At 63.0% G+C, this 25,242-nt stretch carries 19 protein-coding genes, 2 tRNA genes and 1 pseudogene; 11 read left to right on the forward strand and 11 right to left on the reverse strand.

Annotated elements, in window-relative coordinates:
- Positions 1-83: 83 nt before the first annotated feature.
- Complete coding sequence (locus CR152_RS05905; protein WP_157778341.1) at positions 84-2,402, forward strand: DUF6351 family protein; 2,319 nt, start codon at positions 84-86, stop codon at positions 2,400-2,402.
- A 180-nt stretch (positions 2,403-2,582) separates the two neighbouring features.
- Here CR152_RS05905 and CR152_RS34955 read toward each other — a convergent pair.
- Positions 2,583-3,224 (reverse strand): annotated as a pseudogene (locus CR152_RS34955) (hypothetical protein); the annotation flags it as partial.
- A complete protein-coding gene (locus CR152_RS05915) occupies positions 3,115-4,026 on the reverse strand; it encodes a CAP domain-containing protein (protein WP_099874091.1) in 912 nt (303 codons plus the stop codon). The pseudogene CR152_RS34955 and the gene CR152_RS05915, both read right to left, overlap by 110 nt.
- Before the next feature lie 144 nt (positions 4,027-4,170).
- Here CR152_RS05915 and CR152_RS05920 point away from each other — a divergent pair, with 144 nt between their 5' ends.
- Entirely contained in the window at positions 4,171-4,707 is a 537-nt protein-coding gene (locus tag CR152_RS05920) for a DUF2058 domain-containing protein (RefSeq protein WP_099874092.1), read from the forward strand.
- A 14-nt stretch (positions 4,708-4,721) separates the two neighbouring features.
- Here the strand turns inward: CR152_RS05920 and CR152_RS05925 are convergent, their stop codons facing one another.
- The 4 genes from CR152_RS05925 to CR152_RS05940 all read right to left on the reverse strand — a co-directional run bounded on the left by CR152_RS05925 (position 4,722) and on the right by CR152_RS05940 (position 7,796).
- A complete protein-coding gene (locus tag CR152_RS05925; RefSeq protein ID WP_099874093.1) occupies positions 4,722-5,726 on the reverse strand; it encodes a GlxA family transcriptional regulator in 1,005 nt (334 codons plus the stop codon).
- 35 nt (positions 5,727-5,761) lie between these two features.
- The gene (locus CR152_RS05930; protein WP_099874094.1) at positions 5,762-6,889 is read right to left on the reverse strand and encodes a DJ-1/PfpI family protein; all 1,128 of its coding nucleotides are present in this window, start codon (positions 6,887-6,889) and stop codon (positions 5,762-5,764) included.
- 256 nt (positions 6,890-7,145) lie between these two features.
- On the reverse strand, positions 7,146-7,535 hold the full coding sequence (locus CR152_RS05935; protein WP_099874095.1) for a hypothetical protein: 390 nt from the start codon (positions 7,533-7,535) through the stop codon (positions 7,146-7,148).
- A 57-nt stretch (positions 7,536-7,592) separates the two neighbouring features.
- Positions 7,593-7,796: a hypothetical protein gene (locus CR152_RS05940; RefSeq protein WP_208640080.1), complete on the reverse strand. Its 204-nt coding sequence runs from the start codon at positions 7,794-7,796 to the stop codon at positions 7,593-7,595.
- A gap of 247 nt (positions 7,797-8,043) precedes the next feature.
- Here CR152_RS05940 and CR152_RS05945 point away from each other — a divergent pair, with 247 nt between their 5' ends.
- On the forward strand, positions 8,044-8,595 hold the full coding sequence (locus CR152_RS05945) for a hypothetical protein (protein WP_099874096.1): 552 nt from the start codon (positions 8,044-8,046) through the stop codon (positions 8,593-8,595).
- A gap of 102 nt (positions 8,596-8,697) precedes the next feature.
- Here CR152_RS05945 and CR152_RS05950 read toward each other — a convergent pair whose 3' ends face one another.
- A complete protein-coding gene (locus tag CR152_RS05950) occupies positions 8,698-11,556 on the reverse strand; it encodes a UvrD-helicase domain-containing protein (protein WP_099874097.1) in 2,859 nt (952 codons plus the stop codon).
- A gap of 673 nt (positions 11,557-12,229) precedes the next feature.
- On the opposite strand from CR152_RS05950, the gene CR152_RS05955 reads away from it, so the two are divergent.
- Genes CR152_RS05955 through CR152_RS05965 form a run of 3 tightly spaced genes read left to right on the forward strand, consistent with a single transcriptional unit; the run spans position 12,230 to position 15,084 of the window.
- Complete coding sequence (locus tag CR152_RS05955) at positions 12,230-12,532, forward strand: XRE family transcriptional regulator (RefSeq protein ID WP_208640081.1); 303 nt, start codon at positions 12,230-12,232, stop codon at positions 12,530-12,532.
- Positions 12,525-13,736: a site-specific DNA-methyltransferase gene (locus CR152_RS05960; RefSeq protein WP_157778342.1), complete on the forward strand. Its 1,212-nt coding sequence runs from the start codon at positions 12,525-12,527 to the stop codon at positions 13,734-13,736. The genes CR152_RS05955 and CR152_RS05960 overlap by 8 nt, the downstream gene beginning before the upstream one ends.
- Positions 13,708-15,084 (forward strand): DNA adenine methylase, encoded by a 1,377-nt coding sequence (locus tag CR152_RS05965; protein WP_099874099.1) that lies wholly within the window; start codon positions 13,708-13,710, stop codon positions 15,082-15,084. The genes CR152_RS05960 and CR152_RS05965 overlap by 29 nt, the downstream gene beginning before the upstream one ends.
- A 16-nt stretch (positions 15,085-15,100) precedes the next feature.
- Here CR152_RS05965 and CR152_RS05970 read toward each other — a convergent pair whose 3' ends face one another.
- Entirely contained in the window at positions 15,101-16,261 is a 1,161-nt protein-coding gene (locus CR152_RS05970; protein ID WP_099874100.1) for a phospholipase D family protein, read from the reverse strand.
- A 469-nt stretch (positions 16,262-16,730) separates the two neighbouring features.
- On the opposite strand from CR152_RS05970, the gene CR152_RS05975 reads away from it, so the two are divergent.
- Entirely contained in the window at positions 16,731-18,845 is a 2,115-nt protein-coding gene (locus CR152_RS05975) for a putative bifunctional diguanylate cyclase/phosphodiesterase (RefSeq protein ID WP_229413294.1), read from the forward strand.
- 377 nt (positions 18,846-19,222) lie between these two features.
- Here CR152_RS05975 and CR152_RS05980 read toward each other — a convergent pair.
- The 3 genes from CR152_RS05980 to CR152_RS05990 all read right to left on the reverse strand — a co-directional run bounded on the left by CR152_RS05980 (position 19,223) and on the right by CR152_RS05990 (position 20,333).
- A tRNA-Phe gene (locus tag CR152_RS05980) sits at positions 19,223-19,298 on the reverse strand.
- Between the two features lie 94 nt (positions 19,299-19,392).
- The gene (locus CR152_RS05985; RefSeq protein WP_099874101.1) at positions 19,393-19,848 is read right to left on the reverse strand and encodes a fasciclin domain-containing protein; all 456 of its coding nucleotides are present in this window, start codon (positions 19,846-19,848) and stop codon (positions 19,393-19,395) included.
- Between the two features lie 409 nt (positions 19,849-20,257).
- Positions 20,258-20,333 (reverse strand) — tRNA-Phe (locus CR152_RS05990).
- Positions 20,334-20,450: 117 nt separating this feature from the next.
- Here CR152_RS05990 and CR152_RS05995 point away from each other — a divergent pair.
- Genes CR152_RS05995 through CR152_RS06010 form a run of 4 tightly spaced genes read left to right on the forward strand, consistent with a single transcriptional unit; the run spans position 20,451 to position 25,229 of the window.
- Positions 20,451-21,671: an FAD-dependent monooxygenase gene (locus CR152_RS05995; RefSeq protein ID WP_157778343.1), complete on the forward strand. Its 1,221-nt coding sequence runs from the start codon at positions 20,451-20,453 to the stop codon at positions 21,669-21,671.
- A 25-nt stretch (positions 21,672-21,696) separates the two neighbouring features.
- On the forward strand, positions 21,697-22,491 hold the full coding sequence (locus tag CR152_RS06000) for a DsbC family protein (RefSeq protein WP_099874103.1): 795 nt from the start codon (positions 21,697-21,699) through the stop codon (positions 22,489-22,491).
- 49 nt (positions 22,492-22,540) lie between these two features.
- The gene (locus CR152_RS06005; protein WP_099874104.1) at positions 22,541-22,999 is read left to right on the forward strand and encodes a (2Fe-2S)-binding protein; all 459 of its coding nucleotides are present in this window, start codon (positions 22,541-22,543) and stop codon (positions 22,997-22,999) included.
- Between the two features lie 10 nt (positions 23,000-23,009).
- Entirely contained in the window at positions 23,010-25,229 is a 2,220-nt protein-coding gene (locus tag CR152_RS06010; RefSeq protein ID WP_099874105.1) for a xanthine dehydrogenase family protein molybdopterin-binding subunit, read from the forward strand.
- The last annotated feature ends 13 nt before the right edge of the window (positions 25,230-25,242 follow it).

A 25,242-nucleotide genomic window follows, 5' to 3' on the forward strand; every position in this document is an offset into this window, starting at 1 on the left:
TGACTATGGTCAAGGCTGTTCAGGCATCGCAGAGCAAGATTGAAGACTGGTCGGTCCCGTTCAATCACTCGGAGGCAATCGCCATGACAGCTTGGAACCCAACAGCCGCTTGCGCGCTCGCGGCAATCGTACTGGCCGGATGCGGCGGCACGGTGCATCTGCCGGACCGGAAGATCTCGCTCACCGTGTTGTCGAGCAAGCCGGATGAAGTGTCCGGCGGCGATGCCCGCATTGCCGTCAGCGCGGCCGCCGACATGCCCGGCCAGATGAGATTCCGGCTCAATGGCCAGCGCATCGATCCGCCGATGGCCGCCGCCGGCGCGCGCATGGAAGGCGTGGTGTCGGGCCTGGCCGACGGCCGCAATACGCTGGAAGTGAGTTATACCGATCATGGCGGCAGGGAGGTGTCGGCCGCGCTGGCGCTGACCAACCACCCGGTGACCGGTCCCATGTTCAGCGGTCCGCAGCAGCAGCCTTTTGTGTGCCGCACCCAGGAGTCGGGCCTGGGCCAGCCGCTGGTGGATAACCAGGACGGCATCGGCCATCCGGTGTTCGAGACGTCGGACGGCGCCACGCCGGGCGGGCGCCTGCTCGGGCACAGCCGGTACTGCGCCATCAAAACGCAGATTCACTACTTTTACCACACCGGCGAGGGGTTCAAGCCGTTCGACGCCGTCCAGGGCTACGCCACGCCGCCGGCCGACCTGAAAACCATCACCCTCCATGGCGCCAGCGTGCCGTTCGTGGTGCGGGTCGAAGCCGGCACCATCAACCGCTTTGCGTACACCATCGCCATGCTGGCGCCGTTTCCCGGAGCGGCGGATGCGACGCCGCGCTTCGATACCACGGCCTGGAACCGCAAGCTGGTGTACTGGCTGCGCGGCGGCGTCGGCATCGGCCATCAGCAGGGCACCGCGATCTGGTTCAGCAGCGGCATGCGCGGCATCGAGCGCCAGATCATTTCCCGGGTGCTGGCGCAGGGGTATGCGGTGGTCAATTCGTCCGGCAACGAAGCGGGCGTGCATTACAACATGCGCCTGGCGGAAGAAACGGCCACGATGACCAAGGAACGCTTCATCAAGGCGGTCGGCCAGCCGGCCTTCACGATCGGCATCGGCGGCTCGGGCGGGGCGGTGCAGCAGTATCTGTTCGCGCAAAACCGGCCCGGATTGCTGGATGCCGGCATTCCGGTGCAATCGTATCCGGACATGGTCACGCAAACGATTCCCGTGGCCGACTGCCCGCTGCTGGAGCAGTACTTCAGCGACGAGGTGGCGCTCGATCCCGCCTCGCCGTGGAAGACGTGGACCCGGCGCGCCCTGATCGAGGGCAGCAATGCCAGCGATACGGTGGTCAATCCCCTGACCGACAAGCCGGGATCGACCGAGTGCATCAACGGCTGGCAGGGCGCGGTGCCGACCGTGGTCAATCCCGTCTACAAAGACCCGCGCTATGACCTGGTGGCGCAGAATTACGGCTATCCGGCGGACGTCTTCGCCAAGGTCAAATGGACGCACTGGAACGACCTGGCCAATATCTACGGCACCGACAGCGCCGGCTTTGCGCCATCCCCGATCGACAACGTCGGCGTGCAGTACGGACTTGGCGCGCTGGCGGCGGGGCAGATCGGCACGGATGAATTCTTGCGCATCAATGCCTGCGTCGGCAGCTGGAAAGAGGCGTCGCAGTTCGTCATGTGGGATGCGGCCGCCGACCCGTTCGACGCGCGCAACATGCAGCGCAGCGCCACCTGCCGCGACCCGGCCGGCCAGCCCGCGCCACGGCGCGCGGCAGACCTGTCGGCCGTGCGCGCGGCCTATACGTCCGGCCACGTGTTCACCGGGCAGCGGCTGGACATTCCGATGATCGATGTGCGGCCGTACCTGGAGCCGGTGCTCAACATGCACAACATGCGCCAGGCCTTTTCGGTGCGCGCGCGCCTGCTCGACGCCAATCGCGCGGCGGCGAAGAACCAGGTGATCTGGCTGACGACGGCCGCAGCGGACCAGCCGGCGCACGTCATCGATGCGCTGGGGGTGCTGGACAGCTACCTGAGCACGCGGACCGCGCCCGCGCAATTTACCGACAGCTGTTTTGACGCCGGCGGCGCCGCGATCGCGGCCGGCGCAGCGGTCTGGGACGGCGTGTTGAATCAACAGCCGAAAGGCGCCTGCAGCGCAGCCTTTGCGGTGCATGCAAGTTCGCGCATGGTGGCCGGCGAGTCGGTCAAGGGCGATATCTTCAAGTGCAAGCTGAAACCGGTGGCGGCGGCGCTCGCGGACGGCACCTATCCGCAGGCCGCCCGCTTCAGCACGCGCGACAAGGAATGGCTGGAGCGGATTTTTCCGCAAGGCGTATGCGACTATCGCTTCGGCGACCAGGGCCGGCCGGCGCGCTGGTGACAGCGGCCGGTGGGGGAGCAGCGGCGGCCTATTTGGCGCCGCTGAATTTGAACGCCAGGATCGCGCCCGGATTTCCAGATTTTTGGTGGGCGCGCCGCTGTCGCTGGTGCCGAGCGAGCCTTCGATATCGGTCGCCACGTAGATGGTGGCGCCATCGGCGCTGACCACTATATCGCGAGAGCGGTTCACGGAGCGAAACAGCGGCTCGGCGTCGCCGAGCGGCAGGTGACCGTTCGGATCGAGCCGCACGCGGTAGACGATGCCGCGTTTCAGGCTGCCGATCAGCAGCGAATGCTCCCATCCGGGAACGCCAGCCTTGCCGCCACCCTTGTAATACGTGACCGAGGAAGGCGCCACCGTGGGCCAGCAGATGTAATACAGGCTGTTTTCGGCGCACACCGGGTCCTTGAAACTGAAGCTGCTGTCGACCGTGTAGAAGGTCTTGAGCGGTTCGACGAAGTCCGGATCGGTCCATGCCGATTCGCGCTGCACCGGCACGCCGGGCGGCACGCTGGTGCCGTTCCGGGCCGGGTCCTTGACGCCTTCGCAGCCGCCTTCGGCCGCCGAATAATTGGCGTAGGCGTAGCCGGCGTTATCCTTGTAGGCGGCCACATTCGGCCAGCCGTCATTGCGGCCGGCCAGGCGCCAGTTGATGTATGTATGAGCAACCATGCAATATACGCTACCTGGCGTCAGGCGGACCGGGCCGTGCTTACGGGACCGTGTCGCCCGGCGCCGCCAGCACCTGGGTCCAGTAGACGCGTGCGCTCTCGCCCGCCTGGTTGATGGCGTAGCCCGCGCCCATGTCGGCAAATTGCGCATCCATCACATTGGCGCAGTGGCCCGGGCTGTCGAGCCAGCCAGCGACCACCTCGTCGGCCGAGTCCTGCCCGACCGCGATGTTTTCGCCGATGCGGCGCCAGCGATAGCCGGTGTCGAGCGCGCGCTCGCCCACCATGCGGCCATCCTTGCCGGCGTGGCTGAAATAGCGCTGTTTGGCCATGTCGCTGCTGTGGCCCAGCGCCGTGCTTGCCAGCTCCTCGTTCCAGGCCAGGGGCGGGGCGGCTTCGAACGCTTGCGCGCCGCAGTCGCGGGCGCTGGCGCGGGCGCGGTTGACCGCTTCCAGGATGCGCTGCCCGGCGTCGCGCGGCGGCGGCAGGCGCGAGGCGGCCGAGGGCGGGGCCGGCTGGGCAAACACGATCATCCAGCTGTCGCCGGTGCGTCTTGCGCCCACGTCGGAAAATTGCGTGCTCAGCAGTGTCCTGCAATAGCTGCGTTCGAGGCTGGCCATGACGCGCACGGGATCGGATACCCCTTCCACGAAAATTGCATCGGCGTGCGCCACCGCATAGCCGGCGCGCGCAATCGCCTGGTCCAGCAAGGTGCCGGGAGGAGCCTGGACCCTGGACAGTGCCGCATGCGGCGCCAGCGGTGCGACCGGCCCCATGGCGCGGCCCTGGCAGGTGTGCGGCGCGGCGCGGTAGGCGTTGATCAGCTCGATGAGCGAGGTGCGCTGCTGGGCGCCCGCCGGCAGTGCGGCCAGGAGCAGGCTGGCGGCCAGCCATCGCAGCCGGGTGCGGGTGGACCGGTGTGGCGGGGCAGTGTGTGGAGCGAGGGTCGTCATGGCGGCGATTCTAACAGCGGCCGCCGGACCGGTCGATTCAGCCAATTCCCGGGCAGTAGGGGCGACATTTTTGCTATGCTATCGTTTTTCCACCGGCCGGCGCGTGTGCCCGGGCTGGCGAACCTCATTTACGGAGTAGTGCATATGGCCTCGTTGCAAGAGCAGTTTTTGAAAGCCGGCCTGGTCGACAAAAACAAGGTCAAACAGGCCAATCAGGACAAGAGCAAGCAGAAGAAGGTCGAGCGCCGCACCGGCACCGAGACCGTCGACGAAGCACGCCTGGCCGCCCTCGAAACGCAGCGCAAGAACGCCGAGCGGGCGCGCGAACTCAATGCCCAGCGCGACGCGGCCGCGAACGAAAAGGCGATCGGCGCGCAGATCACCCAGATGGTGCAGAAAAATCGCCAGAGCAAGGGCAATGGCGACATCGCCTACAACTTCACGCACAATAACAAGATCGAGCGTTTCTACGTGTCGGCCGCGGTCCAGGCGCACCTGGTGGCCGGGCGCCTGGTGATCATTCGCCAGGGCGATTCCACCGAGCTGGTGCCGCGCGTGATTGCCGATAAAATCGCCGAGCGCGATGCCTCGATCGTGGTGCGCGTGAATAAAAACAGTACCGAAGTCGATGCGGACGATCCGTACGCAGCGTTCCAGATTCCCGATGACCTGATGTGGTAACGCAGGTCCGCCAGTCAGGTCGCGCGCGCAGGTCCCGGGCGTTCCGAAAAACGGGCGCGGTACTGCAGCGGATTGACGCCGAAATTGCGGAGAAAAACCCGGCGCAGCGTTTGTTCTTCGGCGTAGCCAATCTTCGTGCAAATGGCTTTCAGGGGCAGGGTGCTCGATTCCAGCGCCCGGCAGGCCGCTTCCATGCGCATCGCCTCGACGGTCTTGGCCGGCGTGCGGCCCACCGTGGCGGTGTAGACGCGCACGAAGGTGCGCAGCGACATGTTCGCCATCGTCGCAAGGCGCGCCACGCCGAGGTCTTCGTCGATGTGGCTGGCGATCCATGAATGCAGGCTGGCGAAATTGCCGTCATCGCGCGCCTGCGTGGCCAGGGGAACGCTGAACTGGGATTGTCCGCCGGCGCGCTTGATGAACATCACCAGCTGGCGCGCGGTCTGGATGGCGATCTGGTGGCCATGGTCCGCTTCGATCAGCGCCAGGCTCATGTCGATGCCGGCGGTGACCCCGGCCGAGGTCCAGAGGGCGCCATCCTGGATGAACAGGGCATCGGCATCGACCCGCACTTCCGGGTGGCGCTGCCGGAGGCGATCGACCCAGGCCCAGTGCGTGGCCACGCGGCGAGCGTTCAACTGGCCGGCGGCGGCCAGCACGAACGCCCCGGTGCACACCGAGCACAGTCGCCGCGCGCTGGCCGCGTGCCGGCCGATCCAGGCCACCAGTTCCGGACACACGGTAAATTCCTCGCCCTTGCAGCCGCCCGCGACGATCAGCGTATCGATATCTGCTCCGTCAAGCGTGGCCACGGCGCGCGTGTCGACCGCCAGGCCGGCGCTGGACATGACGCTGCCGCCGCTGACGGAGGCAATGACGGTTTCATACAGCAGCGGCGCACCCTCGACCTGGCCCAGCCGGTTGGCTGTGGCGAAGGCCTGCAGCGGACCGGCCAGGTCGAGCAGGTTCATGTCCTCGTACGCGAGAAAGACAATGCGGCGCGTGGTCGAAGCAGGCATGCGTGTTCCTTATGTAAGCCAATACCGAAAGCGCATTATCGCCCCTGCCACGGATACTCCGCTTCCAGCACGACGAAACGGGCGGCCGCCGTGCCGTAGCGGGTGGTGATGTCGTCGAGCGCTTTGTCGAGTACCCGGGCTGAAGGCGTGGCGTCGAACTCGGGCAGCACCCAGTCGAGCGGCTTGCCCTGGCCTGCGACCATGTCGGGAATCAGCATCAAGCCGTTGCGCGTCCTGACCGGCGCGCCGGACTGCGCGAGCGCGTGGACGCGCGTGCGCAGGGTGGCGGTGTAGGCGTCGGCGGCGAGCGAGAGCGCCATTTCGTCCACGCCGGGGGCGACGGGAATGCCGATATCCTGGCTTGGGCGCAGAAAATACGAGGTGACGGCCGTCACGCGGTCGCCGAAGGTGATGCGAAACGCGTCGCTATTGTGCACGCTGCCCCAGTCGCCGACGCCGAGCTGCGTGGCCAGGACCTGCGCGCGTTCGGTGCCGCCAATGGCTTCGACCAGTGCCAGGGCAGTCGGTATCGCCGCGCTGATGCCGGCACTCGATACGATTTTTCCATCGGCGACATAGCGCGTGTTCTTCACCCAGACCGTATCCGGATAGGCCGCCACGCGCGACTGGTGGGTGCTCCAGTGGCCGGTCGCGCGGTGGCCGCGCGTGAGGCCGGCCTTGGCCAGCACGATCGAGCCGTTGCAAATGCTGACCATCGTCGCGCCTTTGGCCGCCTGGGCGCCGACCCAGGCCAGCAGGGTCGGGTCATCGTTCTTTTTCAAGGCCGGGACGACGACGTAATCGGCGCCGTCGGGATAGCGCTGGTCGAATTCGGCGACGGTATTGTCCGGCTGGATTTGCAGTGGGGGCAGTTGCAGCAGACCTGGCTGCGTGGCCACGCTGACGACATCGGCCAGGCCGGATCGGGCCAGCACGCCGTAGGGGAGCACGAAGTCGGACATCACCGTGCCGCTATTTTCGCCAATAACCGCGATGACTGGGCGGGTGCGCCCGAAGCGCGGCGCGTAGGTGCTGATTTTTTCGGTGGGCTCGATGCTGGCCGCGGCCGGCGCCACGACGGGCGCGCCCTCCTGGGCCGACGTGGGACCCGTAAAGGCAAGGGAGGCAAGTGCGATAAGCACGAGGCGCGTGAATCCAGTCATGATTGAAACTCCTGTCAGGCCATACGTAAAGTCGCGGGGACGTCAACGCCACCGGGTATCAGGCCATCTTACGAGCAGGTGGTTTTGGCGTAAATGACAAAATACAGTCAATTCACGCCAAATCGACATGGATGCGCGGATGCGGTTAGTCCCAAATTTGCTCCGGAAACGAAAACGCCAACCTGCATGGGTTGGCGTTTTGCTTGCCGCAAAGGCGGTCAAGACCATCCCCGCCGCAGCGGGGACCGGTGGGAGATTACTTGGCGGCTGGGGTCGCGGCCGGGGTCGCAGCTGCCGTGACAACCGGCGCCGGCGCTGGCGCGCTGGCGGTTTTTTCCGCTGCCTTGGTTTCTTTCGCTGCCTTGGCGCGGGCCTTGGCGGACTTCTTGTGGGTTTTCACTTCGGTCTTGGTGGTGGTGACTTCTTCCTTGGCACCGGGAGTGACCGTGGTTTCCTTGGTTTCCGTCTTGACCACGTGCGCATCCTTGGCATCGGTTTTCACGACCGTGGTTTCCTTCGATTCGGTTTTGACGACGTGCGCTTCGGTCTTCGCCGCTGGCGCAGGTGCGGCGGCAGGAGCAGGGGTTTGAGCGAAAGCAGCGGTAGCGAACAGGCCGGTGATCAGGGTAGCGATAGTTTTTTTCATGATGCGGTTCCTTGGATTGGTATAAACGGTTTATTTTATTTGTGTGAAGCGTCTTGCTTACTTGCTTGCCTGCGGGGCCGGCTTGGCGGCTTCCGCGGCGGTCTTGATGTCCTGGGCTGGTGCTTTGACTTCGGCTTTGGTTTCAACCTTTACTTCAGCCTTCGCTACCGGTGCTGCTGGTGCCGGAGCCGGTGTCGGGGAGTGCGCGAATGCGGCGCTGGCGAACAATCCGACGGTCAGGGTAGCGATTACTTTTTTCATGGTCAGTCCTTTTTCTGGGTTGAGGTTCGGTGCACAGTTGCCGTGTCACTGAGCTGAAAACGCCGCCCGAAACCGATGAGTTGACCGCCTTTACACGCGCTTACAACTCGCGCTGTTTGCTTACAACTAGGCAAGCTGGCGCCGGACAGATCGTGGCAAGCGATTGTGCTGCCACCGGGGCTGTCCGGGATCAAGGGTGACGAGAAGGTAGACTCCTACTATTTGAGTCTTCAACGAAAGGAACTTCATGAACATTCGCTTGATGGGGCTCATCGCCGCGCTGGCAACCGGGTTGAGTGCCGGGGCTTGCGCGCACACGAATCTGACCAGCATGTACACCGACATCGCGGGCAAGTCCTGCAAGAAAACGGTTGCTGATAAAGTTACCGGCGCTTATACATTGAGATGCCCTGGCGTGGGCAAGTACCGCCTGCATATTCATGACGACGATGAGCGAAGTTCGATTGACATCGTGACCCCGGATGCACGGGTCTTCGCGCTCAATTACTGGGAGGTCGTCACCCACGGGTTTTCCTCGCTCGGGAAAAAGGCCGAATGGCGGGTTGCCAATGTCGGTGGAAAAACGGTTCCGGTCGCGCTGATCGTGCGCCTGAACGTGATGGATCAAAGCGACCCGGAACGCCCGAAGCGGCGTCAGGTCCTTGTGGTGGCGCACATCGGCAAGGACACGGCGTGTGTCGTGAATGTCGTCGATGCGGCCTCCACCGACGCCAACGCAGCGGCCAGGGCCGCCGCTGATCGTCCGGAGCAAACCTGTTTGAAGTCTGCTGCGCCCTGATTGACGCGCCAGTACAGGGCGTCTACGTTGCCAGCACTGGCATGACACGAGTGGAGCGCTCCAGTCCGGCCGGCCCGGGTAAGGGACCGCCCGGCACGCACATCAGGACGCGTGACCGGCGTGCCGCATGATGGCCGCTTGCCACAGCGGTTCACCCGCGAGGGGCATTCCGGCAAGCTTGAGCAGGGAGTCGATGTAATCGGCGTAGCCGGGATCGGCCAGCTCCTTGATCAGGGGCAGGTTGAGCAGGGCAAACGCGGCATGCCAGCCATCGCCTTCCTGGCCCGGCTGGCGCAGCGCCAGTGCCGGATTGAACTGGTAGCGCCCGGTCGACAAGCGTTTGAACAGGCGCCGGTTATACGCGTAGTCGCGGCTGACCTCGTTACGCGCCAGTACGCCCGAGATAAAGGCGCGCTTGCCCCGTTCCGGCGCCACGACCGTGGGTGGCCACTTTTCGTAGGCGGCCAGCAGCATGCCGGCATCGAAGCTGCCGCGGTCGCTGGCGTCGGCCCGGCCAAAGCAGGACTTGAACAGTACCCACATGGTTTGAAACAGCACATACTCGGATTGACGGCGGTCGATGCGCACCAGGCGATCACCGGCAATGACGTCGATGCAGGGCGGTGCCACCAACTGGACCACGGCGCCGAAGGGACCGGCCGCGTAGGCACTGTCGCGCAGGGCGGTGGCCATGGCCCAGTGCAGCGCGTTGCGGCCCAGGTGGTCGGTGGCGGAGGTGTCGGCGCCGCGCGCCAGCAATGCCTCGATGAGGGGGACGTTGCCGGCCGCCGCCGCCGCCATCAGGGGCGTCTGGTTCATCGGCGTGCGATGCTCGACGCCATGCTTGTCGCACAGCCGCAGCACATCCTTGATGTTGCGCGCGAAATAGGGCATGAAGTGGCGCCGCCCGAGTGTTGCACCGAGCTTGCGAAAATTGTACGCCTGCGCGTAGCCGGCACAGCCTGCCAGCACGTCGGCCAGGACCGGTTCGTCGAAGCAGGCTGCATACTCGTACAGCTGGCCCTTGTGCTTGCTGCCGGGGGCATGCTCGCGGAATACCTTGGACAGGCTCTCGCGCAACCTGGCCTCGTCGAACACCGGCCAGGGCACCGGGGCGCTCTTGAGGATCAGGCGCTCGATCGCGTCGGCTTGCTCCTGCTTGCCCTGCAGGGTAAGCTTGCGCGCTTCTTTTTGCCAGTCTTCCAGGCTGGACGCGGGCGCATCGTGTTTGGGCGCCGCGCCCGCCTGCGCGATATCGAGCAGGCGCACCAGCGGATGCGCGGCGTCCGATTCGACCAGGTACACATGGCGGATCGACCGGGTCAGGGCCACATACAGGGCATTGATGTAGAACTTGTAGATTTCGAGCGACTTGTCGGACTTGTCCCTGGCACGGCTGTACTGCAGATCGTCACTGGCGATGTCGGCCGCGCTGATGCCCTCGGCGATCTCGCCGAAGCGGGCCCGGTTGTCGGAGATGAAGCGGAACAGCACAATGCTGTCGTACTCGAGGCCCTTGGCCTCGTGGACCGAAAAGATCAGCGGCGTGTCGAAGTGCTTTTTCGCTTCCTCCTTGTCCTCGTCGCGCAGCACCAGCACCGCAAAGCGGGTGGAACGGCGCGTTTGCGCGTTCAGGTCGCGCCGCGCGCTGTCGCTGTCGGCCAGCAGGCTGACCGTGCCCGCTTCCTGGTTGACAGCATCGACCAGGAAATTGCTCTCGCGATCGATCGAGCCGAAGCGCCGGTGCTTGATTTTCAGGAGCGTGTTGGCCACCCGCGTCACTTGCGTGCCGTTCCTGAAATTGGCGCGCAACACCTGCAACTGCTGCCGCTCGGCCAGTTCGGGATCGCGCCAGAAGAGGGATTTGACTTTGCTCCAGGAGAAAAAGTTCGGGTGCACGATCTGGTTCGAGTCGCCGCACAGCAGGAACTGGCCCGGCTTCCTGAGCGCCTGGAGCACCAGCGCCAGTTGCGCCACGGTCAGGTCCTGCACCTCGTCGACCACCACGAAGTCGTAGCGCGGCTGCACCTCGGGCCGCCAGTCATGCGCCACCAGGTTCAGGTCGAACAGCCGGGCCTGTTGTAGCCATGCGCAGTAGCGCTCGAACAAATCGTACAGGGTATCGCGTTCGGCCGCGCCGAAGATCGACTGGCGCGTGCCGAGCGCGCGGTATTGCTCGCGCGTGAGCACGCCGGCGGCGTCGGCGGCGAGCACGCCACGGATTTCCTCGAATGCCTGGTGGGCGTCGATGCCCTTGAATTGCTGGCGCATGCGCGCGAACCAGGCGGAGAAATCGCGCCAGGTGGCCTCGCGGCCGTGCGGGACCCGGACCGATTCGAGAAACTCGCGGTAGGACAGGAAGGTGGCTTCCTGGCCGGCCTGCTCGAAACCGTCGGCGTAATACAGATCGCGCGCGGACTGCGCCAGATAGGCCGAGTGGGTCACGTACAGGACGTCGCCCTGGGCCTGCTTCATTTTCTCGAGCGTGAGCGCGGTCTTGCCGCTGCCGGCGCTGCCGACGATGATCAGGGGCGCGTTCTGCACGTAGACCGCCTGCTGCGCATCGTCGAACGACATCACCTTGTCGAGCCAGTGCACCTGGCGCCGTTGCGGATGCAGGTAGGGAACCGGTGCCGCCTGCGTGATGGCCTCGCCGGCGTCGGCCGCGGCAATGCTGTTTTCGTCGATCCGGGCTCCGCGCATGAAGCGCGATTTGTCGTAGTCGTGCTGTTCGATCACTTCCAGCAGCAGCGCATAGACTTCGCCGCGGTAGCGGATGGTGGAGAACAGCAGGCGGTCGGCGTGGTCGAGCTTGGCGCGATAGATCTTGGCGTGGGTCAGATTGGTCAATTTCTTGACATCGACCGCACGGAAGTCGTCGCGCTCGATGGCCTGCCGGACCTTGTCGTAGTGGGCTTTGTTGCGGGGCGGGCAAAAATTGCTGTACTCAAGAATTTTCATCGGGATGGTGTGATTCTGTGGATTTTCAATGGCGCTATTGTAGCCAGGGTGACCGGCTGCGCGGCGCGGAAATGAACGCTTCGGCGCAGGGGCTCATCATCCGGGCACGGCGGCGCGCGGGTGCCGATGCCGCCTTGCGTGACGTACCGTACGGACGAGGCTGGTTTTTCAGGGCATTCTGAATGCATCAACATCACACAACATCAACAGGAGCGAGATCATGGGTAAATATGTCATTGGATGGATGCTGGGCATTCCGACCGTCGTGCTGGTGGTTCTGTATTTCATCTTCAACTGAGGGGACGGCCTCAGGGCTGGAAGTCGGACCGGGCGCGACGAGGCCCGGCCGCCGCACATGAAAGCGCCACCTTCGGGTGGCGTTTTCATGTGCGGCCAACGCCTTCCTGACGCGCCGCATCAAGCCCTTTCTCCCGCGCCGCACCAAGGACATGTGGGTGAGAGGCGCCGAGATGAAATATACTGTATAAACGCACAGCGTTAACGCGATCGAGCGTGCGCTCAAGCGCCGGCGATGCCCACTCGCCAATCTTAATTATCAGCACAATCAGGTATAATGCCATCCCGATTGCACTGGTTAATGTCGAACATTCATAGATTAATGATCAATATTAATTATTGTATGAATTATTTTCATTAGTATATGATCGCGGCCATGACTTACGATGAATTTCGCCGACATATCGGTAAAGCCGGGCTGACCGTGCACGCGTTCGCTGATTTAGTGAAGATGAACCGCATCTCCCTCTCGAACTACAAACAGGGGGACGTGCCGTCGCATCTGGCGGTCATTGCGTCTCTGCTGGGGGCAATGGCCGACGGGCAGACGGATTTTCGCAGCGTATTGTCCAATATTGATATCGCACCGAAGAAGCCGCGTGGTGCCGGCATAGGCAAGTTTGGCGGCGATAAACAGGAAGGGTTGGATTTGTTCACTCAGGGAGATAGTCATGGATGACCTAGGCAGCGCCCCCCTCGACGGGCATGGGGACGCCGCTGGCAAGGAAGCAATTTCGGACATGAAATCTTCGAGCAGCGTACTCAACAAATCTATGCAGCGCGTCGCCAAGTGGTCTTCGGGCCAGGCGGATACCGGTAATGCCCTGATTCATGGCGACAACCTGGCCGTGCTCAACATGTTGGCCAAAACGCATGCCGGGCAAGTGCGGTGCGTTTACCTCGACCCGCCGTATAACAACGGCGAAAGTTATCAGCACTATTTTGACAGCATGGGCCATGAGGAATGGTTGCAATCGGTGTCGGCCAGGCTTGAGAAAATCAAACTGCTTTTACGCACGGACGGAAGCGTCTGGATATCGATCGACGACTCCGAGCTGCACTACCTCAAGGTTGCTGCCGATGCCGTGTTTGGCAGGGGAAATTTCGTCGGCACGATCATTTGGGAACGCAGAACGACGAGAGAAAACCGGAAAGTTTTGTCGCGAAACCATGAATATCTGCTGGTATACGCCAAGAACATTGCTACCTGGTCCAAGTCGCGGAACTCACTGCCCTTGACGGACGAGGTCAAGAGCCGTTACAAAAACCTGGATGAAGATCCGCGTGGTCCGTGGCAGTCGGTGTCGGCGAATGTCCAGGAGGGGCACGCGACGCCGCAGCAGTATTATTCGCTGAAGGCGCCCAACGGGAAATTGCACTCGCCGCCAAAGGGACGCTGCTGGGGATTTTCCGAACAGCGGATGATCGAGGAGATCGCCAAAAACAATGTGTGGTTCGGCCGGGATGGCAATGCGGTTCCGCGTCTGAAACAGTTCATTGCAAATCGTACCGCCGGCCTCACGCCTGAAACGCTGTGGCGAGCTGACGATGTGGGGACGACGAGTCAGGCAAAGAAACATTTGCTGGCGTTGTTTAAAGAAATTTCGCTGTTCGATACGCCCAAGCCGGAGCATTTGATTCAGCGCATCCTGCAAATCAGTACCGACCCGGGCGACCTGATTCTCGATCCCTATCTCGGATCGGGAACCACCGCGGCAGTCGCGCACAAGATGAACAGATCGTATTTGGGAATCGAGATCGGAGAGCATATTAAGACGCATTGTACTCACCGGTTGCAGCAGGTTATTGCGGGCGAATCGGGCGGAATTTCCGGGTTGATGGACTGGAAAGGCGGTGGTGGTTTTGATTTCTACCGCATCTAAGGTTCAGGCAAATGGGCAGCTGAACGCATTTCGTCCTATTTACTACCTCGGTTGCAAGGTAAGTCTCACATCCGCAATCCGGGCCGCTATCGACGAGGTTGATCCGAGCGGCGGGCGGATGGTCGATCTCTTCGCCGGTACGGGCGTTGTCGCCAGCGCCATGGGGGCAAGCCGCGACGTCACCACGGTCGATGTGCAGGAGTATTCGCGCGTCATTTGTTCCGCCGTTCTGCGGCCGCCGCGCTTGTCCGCGGCGGACACGCGCAGGCTCTCCACTGACGTTGCCGAGGGGCAGTTTACGACGCGCCTTCTCTGGTGTCTTGCTCCGCTCATGGAGCACGAGCACAAGAGTTTGATTCGCGCCGTGCAGGGAGACGTTGACGGGCTGATCGAGCTACTCGAGGCGCCATCGCTTGTTCTGACTGAAGAATTCGGGTTCCTGGACGCGGATTCGCCCTTGACCGAGGCTACGTCGGAAGTGATCCGGCGGATGCGCGCCGAGGGATTATGGAATGCACCGGAGACGACTGTTGCCAGAAATTTCGGCGGCGTGTATTTTTCCTATCAGCAGGCTGCGCTATTGGATGCTGCACTCAATGTTGCCGCGCGTTCGGGCGACGACGTGAAGGATGCGTTGACTGCCGTGGCAATCAGTACGGCCAGTACCTTGGTGAACACGGTGGGAAAGCAATTTGCCCAACCGATTCAGCCACGATCGAAGTCGGGCGACATTAAAGCGGGTCTGGTCAAAACCGTTCAGCGTGACAGATCAATCGATATGTCCGCCAGTTATAAGTCGTGGCTGCAGAAGTACGCGGATCTGACCCCTGCCGCCGGAGCTGCGACCATGCTGCGCGACGATTATCTCGACGCGTTGACTGCGCACGGCAAGGATTTCTCGGTGGTGTATGCGGATCCGCCCTATACGCGCGATCATTACAGCCGCTTTTACCACGTGCTGGAAACGATGTGCCTTCGTGATAATCCGCAGATATCGCGCGTCAAAAAGAAGGGGGAAACGACGTTCAGCCGGGGAATATACCGCGAAGAGCGCCACCAGTCCCCCTTCTGCATCAGGTCCGAAGCGCCGCGCGCCTTCGATTTGCTCTTCGGCGCCGCCCGGGCGCACGATTTGCCGCTGGTACTTTCCTACTCGCCGCATGAGGCGGGCGACGGCACCCACCCGCGCGTCGTCTCCATGGCGCAGGTCATTGATCTGGCCAATGCGCACTACAAACGGGTGGAAATAAGCGTGGTTGAAGGGATGTCGCACAACAAACTCAATCATAACAACCTCAATCTCGCCAAGCGCGAGCACGCGGAGATTTTGCTGAAATGTTTTTGTTGAGCGCCCGGTGCGTCGACTAGGGTTCCGGCGTCGACGTCTCCAACGGTAAAAGATTGTCCGGCACGCCGGGCCAGACGCTTTGCAAGTCGGTTGAGGAGACAAACGCCTCGCGCATCGGCCGGCTGCGTCCGCGCATTGGCGGAACCGCGCCCAGGAGTTGCGCTACAGCGGTATATTCGGGGGCGGTTACCGGAACAATGGTGTAGCGAAACGACCGCAGATCGAGTTTGGTCGCGATAACAAGCATCCTGCTGTCGTCGTCGCCGAGGTCATAATTCAACCCGGCGATTTCACGAAGCTCCAGCCGGTAATTTTTGCTTTGGTTAACGAAAAGTAAAATTGGCTCTACTGGTTTTGGGAGGTTGTCCAACGATACATATTGGACAAATACTTTTTTCTCAGATCCCTCGTAGCCGAAGAAGTCGGTCAGCGCTTTTCTTCCAAGGTCGGCCTGCCCGGTCCTGTTGCGGGGAATCTCCCGCACCAGGATCTCGGGTGTACTGAATCTGATGCCATCAACCGGAGCTACCTCGATGTCGGCCGCGGCGCCGGCCGGGTGCGCAGGCGCGCGCGCACGCGGCGTCACGGCGGCAAATCTCATCCTTCCGTTTGCCATTGCGCGTTCGCGGACGCGCGCGTCATCGAGCGCACAAAGGGTTCCGGCGGCTAGCTGGCCAGTAAGCCACTCGTCGATGCCGGCCATCGCGGCAGTCGCCTCATCGCCGTGCATGGACTGAATGCTGAACGCTTCCCAATTTCCGGGCTGAGCGCCTGATGCGATCGCCGACTGCCCCAGGCCACGCATTGTCAGGTTGCCCGAGCCTGTCACCAAACGCACATTCCCGCCTTGCCGGAACCACGAAAATTTAGGATGAAACGTACTGCGGGGATGTTCGTGGAAAAAGACCTTTGCCGACAATATGCCATCATACTGCGCTACTTTTTCGCCGAGGAACAGCAACGCTTCAGCATTGGTAATTGCGTCAACGCCGACAATAAGCTGGAATTGCTGGCGCCGGTTTAGCATGCGCGCGATATTAGGCTGGGCGAAGAATGCCTCAATCCCGCCTCGTGACGCAAACGCGAAAACGCCGCCGCCAGCGCTTGCCCTGGCCGCCGCTGCATCGATCGCTTCCAGTAATTTTGTCGTGCCGGGCTGCTGAAATACAAACGTCATGGCGTGGCCTGTTGATAGGGAGCTGCAAATGATTATTGTACAGCGGAAAGAGTATGCGGCGCGCTGTCGGTATAGCTAGGACGAGGTTGCGAATGCGTGTGGACAGGGCGCGCAGAAAGGGTTTTCTGTTCGTGAGATAACAACCCCCACTGGCATGCGTGGGCGTCGGGGCGAGGCATGTTCCCGGTGGCCCGGGGCGGAATCGAAGCACCGGCACAAGGATGTTCAACCTTCTGCCCTACCGACTGAGCTACCAGGCCAGGCGCCGGATTATCCGGCATTTGCTGGTCCCGCTGAAACCATGGCCGCGCGCTTGGCCTTAGCGTAGAAACGTCTGGCATGAGAAATTTGCCCGTCAATTTTATTGATACTCATCAATATCCAGGCTTTATCCGGGAAACCTGGCTCAGGTTTATAGGAAAGATGCCGCCAATCCTCTCTGGCACTCCCTACTTCCAGAGGATATCCCTTGCAGAATTTCAACGGTACCTATCACTCGGGCTTGGTTCTGCTCTCCGTTTTCGTCGCCATGATGGCGTCCTACACGGCGATTACCCTGACCGGCCGCGTGGCTGAAACGCGCGGCCGCGCCAGCGTGCTCTGGCTCGCCGGCGGCGCGCTGGCCATGGGCTGCGGCATCTGGTCCATGCACTTCATCGGCATGCTGGCCTTCACTCTGCCGATCCGCATGAACTACGACATTGGCGTCACGCTCCAGTCCCTTCTGGTGGCGATCGGCGTTTCCGCATTTGCCCTGTGCGTCGTCACCCGTGCCACCGTCAGCAGGGTGCATTACCTGATCGGTGGCGTGCTGATGGGCCTGGGTATTTGCGGCATGCACTATATCGGCATGCATGCCATGTACGTGTCCCCGGCCATCGCTTACGACCTCGTGGGGGTGGCTGCGTCGGTGCTCATTGCCATCGTGGCCGCCACCGTGGCGCTGTGGCTGGCGTTCACCCTTCGCGCTGGCAATAGCTTGCTCGCCCACATCAAGAAAGTGGGTGCGGCAGTGATCATGGGGCTTGCCATCGTCCTCATGCATTACACCGGCATGGAGGCGGCACGCTTCGATGCCGGCAGCGTCTGCACGTCCATGGGCGGGGTCAACGGCAACTGGCTGGCGGTGCTCGTCGCCGTGGCCGCGTTGTCGCTCATGACGATCGCCTTGCTGCTGTCGGTGGTCGATTCGCGGCTGGCGGCGCGCACGGCGACCCTGGTCAACTCCCTGCGCCATGCCAACCGGCAGCTGCATCATCTGGCACTGCACGACGGCCTGACCCGGCTACCCAACCGCAGCCTGCTGGAAGACCGCATTCGCCAGGCCATCCATGGCGCCGAACGCTCGGGCAAGCGCTTCGCGCTGATGTTCCTCGATCTCGACCGCTTCAAGACCATCAACGATTCGCTCGGTCATCATTACGGCGACAAGCTGCTGCAGGCGGTGGCGGCGCGGCTGACCCAATGCCTGCGCGTCAACGATACGGTGGCACGCCTTGGCGGCGATGAATTCGTGGTGCTGCTGAGCGAGGCCGGCTCGCCGACCGCAGTGGCCGGCGTCGCGCAGAAAATGCTCGACACCATCGCCATGCCGCTCGACGTGGACGGGCAGATCCAGAGCGTGTCGGCCAGCGTCGGTATCAGCATGTATCCCGACGACGGCACCAGCCTGCGCGAATTGATGAGCAACGCCGACAGCGCCATGTACCACGCCAAGAAGGTCGGGCGCGCCAACCACCAGTTTTTCGCGCCCGAGATGAATGCCGCGGCCGGTGCCCGGCTGGCGCTGGAGCACGCGCTGCGCCAGGCGCTGGAAAACCAGGAATTCGAGCTGCACTACCAGCCCAAGGTCGATGTCGCCAGCGGCGACGTGGTGGCGATGGAAGCGCTGCTGCGCTGGCGCTGCCCGCAGCGCGGCCTGGTGCCGCCCAACGATTTCATCGGCGTGACCGAGGAAATCGGCCTGATCATTCCGCTCGGCGCCTGGGTACTGCGCGAGGCTTGCCGCCAGAACCGCGCCTGGCAACTGGCCGGCATGGCGCACCTGCGGATGGCCGTCAACTTGTCGGCCTGCCAGTTTCGCCAGAAAGACCTGCCGGAGTTCGTGGCCGGCGTGCTCGCTGAAACCGGCATGGAAGCGTCCTGCCTGGAGCTGGAGGTGACCGAAAGCGTGGTGATGCACAACCCCGCCGAGGCCGCGCAGATCCTCGACCGCCTGCATGCGCAAGGGATCCATATTTCGGTGGACGATTTCGGGACCGGCTATTCGAGCCTGAGCTACCTGAAGCAGTTCCGGCTCGATACGCTCAAGATCGACCGTTCCTTTGTGCGCGACATCAGTTCCGACGCCGACGATGCCGCGATCGTGCGTTCGGTCATCGCGCTGGCCCACAGCCTGCGCCTGCAGGTCATCGCCGAAGGCGTTGAAACCGACGAGCAGCTGGACTACCTACGTGAACTCGGATGCGACCAGTACCAGGGCTACCTGCGCAGCAAGCCGCTTCCCGCGGCGCAGTTCGAGGCCATGCTGCGTGCAGGCGCCGCCGGCGCAATCGGTCCGGTTCTCAAAGTGGTGGGCCGCTAATCGCGGCCCGGCTCGGGATCCTCGGGTTGGATAGGGATTTTCATCCTCGCCGTCTCGCCCGTATCGTACCGTGCCCAGAGTGTCGAGCGCGTGATAAGTAAAAATGCCATCCGACGCCGGCGTGCTGCTTCTTTTCTGTTTCTCACGTAGTCCGTTTCCGAAAGCTGAATAGCTCCGTAAGAAAAAATGCCCACGGCACGCAGAACAATGCGGGCAACAGCGCCAGGCCCGCGGGAACGCCCGAGCCGGCTGTCGAAAGGATGGCGCGCCGATATCGCCGGCCGTCATGGACGTCACCGGCAGCCGGAAGCGCCGCCAGGGGGCTAGGGATCCCCGGAAACAAAAACGCCACCCGAAGGTGGCGTTTTATATATTCTTGGTGGCCCGGGGCGGAATCGAACCACCGACACAAGGATTTTCAATCCTCTGCTCTACCGACTGAGCTACCAGGCCAAGGGTCGCTATAATAGCAGCCCCCGGCCGGTCTGGCTAGTGCGGCGCGTTCGGGAGCACTTTCAGGCCCGCACCGCGCTTCCGATCCTGCCGCTTATTTCGGCATCACGACCGTATCGATCACGTGAAGCACGCCATTGTCGGCGGCAATATCGGTTTTGATCACGTGCGCCTTGTCGAGCATGACCTTGCCGCCTGCCGCAGTCACGGTCAGGTTGCTGCCTTGAACCGATTTAACCGCACCCGGTTTCACATCCGCCGCCATGACCTTGCCTGGCACCACGTGATAGGTCAGCACCTTGGTCAGTGCGGCCTTGTCCTTGAGCAGCGCATCAAGCTTGGCTTTCGGAATTTTTGCGAAGGCTTCGTCGGTCGGCGCGAACACCGTGAACGGGCCCGGGCCTTTCAGGGTGTCGACCAGGCCTGCCGCCTGAACCGCCGTCACCAGCGTGTTGAAGGTACCTGCCGATTTGGCGGTATCGACAATATCGGCTGCGTTCGCTGCGCCAAATGCCAGGGTAAATGCGGTTGCGATCAGTACTTTTTTCATAGCGATTTCCTTTAGATAAATTAACCACTGCAGGATGCGAAGGCGTCCGGCGGGAAGATATATGCAGGGCGCTCACACAGGCTGGAAGCGCCACTGCCTCTCTGTTGCACCGTTATTGAACCGGTATGTGCTTAATTGATCGTTGATATCTATTCAAGTCTATCGTGCGCGCCCGGAGATTTGACAATAAACGGTTCAGTAGCGGTTCATTTCGCAGGGTTCGCGTGCACGTTATGCGGCCGGATGGCACTGCTTCAGCGCATGAGCGGCCACGCAGCCTGCGGACAAGAAGAGGAATGGGGGAATGCGCGCTGTTACGCCGTATCGGCGATTTTCAGGCAGGGGGGATAGGAAAAGAATGGCGAGCAGAAATGCAAAACGCCACCCGAAGGTGGCGAAATTGAATTCTTGGTGGCCCGGGGCGGAATCGAACCACCGACACAAGGATTTTCAATCCTCTGCTCTACCGACTGAGCTACCAGGCCAAGAGGCATGATTATAGACAACCGATCCACGCTTTGCAAGTCCGACCGACAACTTTCTCGACAAATCATCTGATCGGGGCAAAAACTGTCTCGTTGCCAGCCGCTATAATGTTCTATATGACTAGTCCAAATTCCTCTTCCGCGCGTCATCAGAGCGCGGTGTGCATCGTTGGCAACGGCGCCATCGCCAAGACCGCCGCCCTCGGGTTTGCCCAGGCCGGTCACAGCGTCACCGTGCTGGTCCCGCCATCCGCCTCATCCACCCCTGCGGCAATGGCCGGCGAGCAGCCCTGGGATGTGCGCGTCTACGCGCTCAACCACACCGCTCACGGACTGCTGTCCTCGCTCAAGGTCTGGGGCGCCCTCGACATGGACCGGGTGGCCGCGGTCGACACCATGGCCGTCAATGGCGACGGTGCCCGGCCGGGCGACCTGGCGTTCGACGCCTTCGGCGCCCATGTCGGCGCGCTGGCCTGGATCGTCGAAGACCGCAACCTGAACCAGGCGCTCGACGCCGCGCTCAGGTTCGCCGCCAACGTCACCATCGTCAAAGGCCGCGCCGTCAGCCTGGCCCTGGAGGCCGATGGCGCCACTGTGCGCCTCGACGACGGCAGCGCCATCGCCAGTGCCCTGGTGGTGGGCGCCGACGGCGGCCAGTCGTGGGTGCGCGGCCAGTGCGATATCGGCGTCGACTATCGCGCCTACCACCAGCGCGCGGTGGTGGCCAATTTTTCCTGCGAAAAGCCGCACCACGGCGTGGCGCACCAGTGGTTCACCGGCGAAGAGGGCATCGTGGCGCTGCTGCCGCTGCCCGGCAAGCGCGTTTCGCTGGTGTGGTCCGCGCCCGATGCGCTGGCCGACACCCTGATGAACGAAAGCCTGGGCGAACTGGCCGTGCGCCTGGCCGTGCTGGCCGGAGACAAGCTGGGCGAACTCAAACCGCTGCAGCCGGAGGCGGTCAAGGACCTGCCGCTGGCATTGATCCGCCCGCACGCCATCGTCGCGCCGCGCGTGGCGCTGGTGGGCGACGCCGCCCACGTGGTCCATCCGCTGGCCGGCCACGGCATGAACCTCGGCTTTGCCGACGTCGCCGGCCTGCTCAAGACCATCGCCGCGCGCGAGCCGCAGCGCGCCATTGGCGACGAGCGCGTGCTGGCGCGCTATGCCCGCGCGCGCAAGGAAGACATCCTGCTGATGCAGGTCGCCACGGACGGCCTGGCGCGCCTGTTCGGCACCAACCTCGAACCCGTGCGCATCGCGCGCAACCTGGGATTAAACTTGCTGGATAAGTTGCCTGTTCTCAAGCGTCGACTGATGTCGCACGCCATGGGCAAGTAGCGCTGTTAATGAATCGGAGATCATCATGTTAAACAAAAAATTCGCGCTGCTCGTCATGACGGGCTTGTTCGCCGGCGCCGCGGGCGCCAAGCCGACCGTGGAAGAAACCATCCGCAAGCGCGTCGAGCCCAAGCTGGGCAAGGACGTGAAAATCGAGTCGATCAAGAAGACGCCATACAGCGGCCTGTATGAAATCCGCGCGCACGGCGACATCCTCTACACCGACAAGCAGGGCAAGTACCTGTTTTTCGGTCAGGTGATCAATACCAAAACGCAGCGCAACCTGACCAAGGAACGCGTCGATCAGATCAACATGATCAAGTTTAACGACCTGCCGTTCGAACACGCGCTCAAGCTGGTCAAGGGAGATGGCAAGCGCATGATGGCCATCTTCGAAGACCCGAACTGCGGCTACTGCAAGCGCTTCCGCCAGACCACGCTCAAGGAAATCGACAACGTGACGGTGTACACCTTCATGTACAACATCCTGTCCGAGGATTCGTCGGCCAAGTCCAAGAACATCTGGTGTTCGCCGGACCGTAACAAGGCCTGGGATGACTGGATGCTCGATAACAAGGCCGCGCCGGCCGCCGCCGCCAATTGCGTCAATCCGAACGAGAAGGTGTTTGAACTCGGCCGCAAGCTGCGCATCGAGGGTACGCCGGCGATCTTCTTCGTCGATGGCAGCCGTATTCCAGGCGCGATCGACACCAAGGGCCTGGAAGCCAAATTCACCAGCCTGGGCATGCCGGGCAAGCCGGCCGCCAAGCCGGCGCCCGCGGTTGCGGCAGCGGCGCCCGCCGCCGTCGCGAAAAAATAAAACACAAAAAAAGCAGTCCAAAGCGCAGTCCACCAAGAGGGAGTTACAGATGGTCACCTTGAATATCAACGGCCGCGAGATGCAGGTCGACGCCGATCCGGCCACGCCCATCTTGTGGGCGTTGCGCGATAACCTGAACATGACGGGCACCAAATTCGGCTGCGGCGCAGCCCTGTGCGGTGCCTGCACCGTGCACCTGAACGGCGACGCGATCCGTTCGTGCATCACGCCGATTTCGGCTGCCGCCGGCCAGAAGATCACCACCATCGAAGCGATGGAGGCTGACCCGGTCGGCAAGGCCGTGCAGGATGCGTGGGTCCGCCACGACGTGCCGCAATGCGGCTACTGCCAGAGCGGCCAGGTGATGAGCGCCACGGCCCTGCTGCGCACCAACAAGAAGCCGACCGATGCCGATATCGATGGCGCCATGAGCGGCAATATCTGCCGCTGCGGTACCTATCAACGCATCCGCGCGGCCATCAAGGACGCGGCGACCACGTTAGCCTGAGGAGAGCCGCATGCGTACAGAATGGATTAACCAGGCGGCGTTGACACGCCCGCCCGAAGGCGGCATGTCGCGCCGCAGTTTCATGAAAGCCGGCGCGGTGGCCACCAGTGGCCTGGTGCTGGGCTTCTTCATGCCGGGTGTGAACAAGTTCGCGCGCGCGGCCGATGCCGCCGCCAAGCCGGTTTACGCACCCAACGCGTTCCTGCGCATCGCGCCGGATAACAGCGTCACGGTGATGGTCAACCGGCTCGAATTCGGCCAGGGCGTGCACACCGCGCTGCCGATGCTGATCGCCGAGGAACTCGACGCCGGCTGGTCGCAGATGCGCGGCGAACTCGCGCCCGCCGGCGATGCCTACAAGGACCCGGCGTTCGGGATGCAGATCACGGGCGGCTCCGGCACCATCGCGCACTCGTTCATGCAGTACCGCGAAATCGGCGCCAAGGCGCGCGCCATGCTGATCGCCGCCGCCGCGCAGCAGTGGAAGGCCGAACCCGGCCAGCTCACCACCGCCAGCGGGTTTGTCATTCACCCGGACGGCCGCACGGCCAGCTATGGCTCGCTCGCCGATGCGGCGATGAAGCAGCCGATGCCGGCCACGGTGGTGCTCAAGGACGCCAAGGATTTCCGCTTCGTCGGCAAGCCGGTCAAGCGCCTCGATGCGCTGGCCAAGTCGAGCGGCAAGCAGCAGTTCGGCATCGACTTCACCCTGCCCGATGCCAAGGTGGCCGTGGTGGCGCGCCCGCCCGTGTTCGGGGCCAGGGTCGCCAAGCTGGATGCCGGCAAGGCGCGCGCGATCAAGGGCGTGATCGAGGTGCTGGAAATCGCGCTTGACCGCGGCGGGCGCGGCGTGGCGGTGATCGCCGACGGCTACTGGCCGGCCAGGCAGGGCCGCGAGGCGCTGGTGATCGACTGGGATACCAGCGCGGTCGAGAAAGTCACGACGCGCAAACAGATGGCGGACTTCAAGGCGCTGGCCAAAACGGCCGGCACCGTCGCCAGGCAGGCCGACGTGAGCAAGCTCGCGGGCGCGCCGAAGAAAATCTCGGCCTTCTACGAGTTCCCGTACCTGGCGCACGCGCCGATGGAGCCGCTCAACTGCGTGATCGACCTCAAGGCCGACAGCTGCACCGTGTGGGCCGGTACCCAGATGCAGACGGTCGACCATGCGGCGATTGCCGCCACGGCGGGGCTGAAGGCTGAGCAGGTAACGCTCAACACCATGATGGCGGGCGGCGGTTTTGGCCGCCGCGCCGTGCCGACGTCGGACTACCTGGTCGAAGCGGTCAACGTCGCCAAGGCCTACAAGGCCGCCGGCAAAAGCGGTCCGCTGAAAGTGATCTGGAGCCGCGAAGACGACATCAAGGGCGGCTACTACCGTCCGTCGCACGTGCACCGCGCCGATATCGGCCTGGACGCCAAGGGCAATATCCTCGCCTGGGATCACGCCATCGTCGGCCAGTCGATCATCAGCGGCACGCCGTTCGAGCCGTTCATGATCAAGGATGGCGTGGACGCCACCATGGTCGAAGGCATGGGCGCACCGTACGACGTGGCCATGAAGCTGACCGTCCACAATGCCAAGGCCAACGTGCCGGTGCTGTGGTGGCGCTCCGTGGGCTCGACCCACACCGCTTTTGTGATGGAGACGCTGATCGACGAAGCCGCGCACGTGGCGAAGATGGACCCGGTGGCTTACCGCAAGAAGCTCATCGGCGAGAAGCACACGCGCCACCTGGCCGCGCTGGACCTGGCGGTCGAGAAGTCCGGCTACGGCAAGCGCAAGCTGCCCAAGGGCCGCGCCTGGGGCGTGGCGCTGCACAAGTCGTTCGGCTCCGTGGTCGCGTACGTGGTCGAAGCGTCCATCGTGAAGGGTGTACCCAAGCTGCATAAGGTCACCGCCGGCATCCACTGCAACCAGGTCGTCAATCCATTGACGATCGAAGCGCAGGTGCAGGGCGCGGTGCTGATGGCGCTCGGTACCACCTTGCCGGGTGCGGCGATTACGCTCAAGGATGGCGTGGTCGAACAGCAGAACTTCGGCGACTACACCGTGGCGCGCATGACCGACATGCCGCAGGTGGACGTCTATACGGTGGCGTCAAGCGATGCGCCTACCGGCATGGGCGAACCCGGCCTGCCGCCACTGGCGCCGGCGTTTGCCAATGCGCTGTTCACGCTGACGGGCAAGCGGCTGCGCAAGCTGCCGTTCGACCTGAAGGCGGCCTGAGCGCGCATGCGGC

Origin of the sequence: Massilia violaceinigra (genome assembly GCF_002752675.1) — a bacterium.
Classification (GTDB): domain Bacteria; phylum Pseudomonadota; class Gammaproteobacteria; order Burkholderiales; family Burkholderiaceae_D; genus Telluria_A; species Telluria_A violaceinigra.

Bases quoted from the DNA above. Each gene is read 5' to 3' on its own strand.
- CR152_RS05905 (WP_157778341.1), top strand. From the start codon at position 84: ATGACAGCTTGGAACCCAACAGCCGCTTGCGCGCTCGCGGCAATCGTA.
- CR152_RS05915 (WP_099874091.1), bottom strand. From the start codon at position 4,026: ATGACGACCCTCGCTCCACACACTGCCCCGCCACACCGGTCCACCCGC.
- CR152_RS05920 (WP_099874092.1), top strand. From the start codon at position 4,171: ATGGCCTCGTTGCAAGAGCAGTTTTTGAAAGCCGGCCTGGTCGACAAA.
- CR152_RS05925 (WP_099874093.1), bottom strand. From the start codon at position 5,726: ATGCCTGCTTCGACCACGCGCCGCATTGTCTTTCTCGCGTACGAGGAC.
- CR152_RS05930 (WP_099874094.1), bottom strand. From the start codon at position 6,889: ATGACTGGATTCACGCGCCTCGTGCTTATCGCACTTGCCTCCCTTGCC.
- CR152_RS05935 (WP_099874095.1), bottom strand. From the start codon at position 7,535: ATGAAAAAAACTATCGCTACCCTGATCACCGGCCTGTTCGCTACCGCT.
- CR152_RS05940 (WP_208640080.1), bottom strand. From the start codon at position 7,796: ATGAAAAAAGTAATCGCTACCCTGACCGTCGGATTGTTCGCCAGCGCC.
- CR152_RS05945 (WP_099874096.1), top strand. From the start codon at position 8,044: ATGAACATTCGCTTGATGGGGCTCATCGCCGCGCTGGCAACCGGGTTG.
- CR152_RS05950 (WP_099874097.1), bottom strand. From the start codon at position 11,556: ATGAAAATTCTTGAGTACAGCAATTTTTGCCCGCCCCGCAACAAAGCC.
- CR152_RS05955 (WP_208640081.1), top strand. From the start codon at position 12,230: ATGACTTACGATGAATTTCGCCGACATATCGGTAAAGCCGGGCTGACC.
- CR152_RS05960 (WP_157778342.1), top strand. From the start codon at position 12,525: ATGGATGACCTAGGCAGCGCCCCCCTCGACGGGCATGGGGACGCCGCT.
- CR152_RS05970 (WP_099874100.1), bottom strand. From the start codon at position 16,261: ATGACGTTTGTATTTCAGCAGCCCGGCACGACAAAATTACTGGAAGCG.
- CR152_RS05985 (WP_099874101.1), bottom strand. From the start codon at position 19,848: ATGAAAAAAGTACTGATCGCAACCGCATTTACCCTGGCATTTGGCGCA.
- CR152_RS05995 (WP_157778343.1), top strand. From the start codon at position 20,451: ATGACTAGTCCAAATTCCTCTTCCGCGCGTCATCAGAGCGCGGTGTGC.
- CR152_RS06000 (WP_099874103.1), top strand. From the start codon at position 21,697: ATGTTAAACAAAAAATTCGCGCTGCTCGTCATGACGGGCTTGTTCGCC.
- CR152_RS06005 (WP_099874104.1), top strand. From the start codon at position 22,541: ATGGTCACCTTGAATATCAACGGCCGCGAGATGCAGGTCGACGCCGAT.
- CR152_RS06010 (WP_099874105.1), top strand. From the start codon at position 23,010: ATGCGTACAGAATGGATTAACCAGGCGGCGTTGACACGCCCGCCCGAA.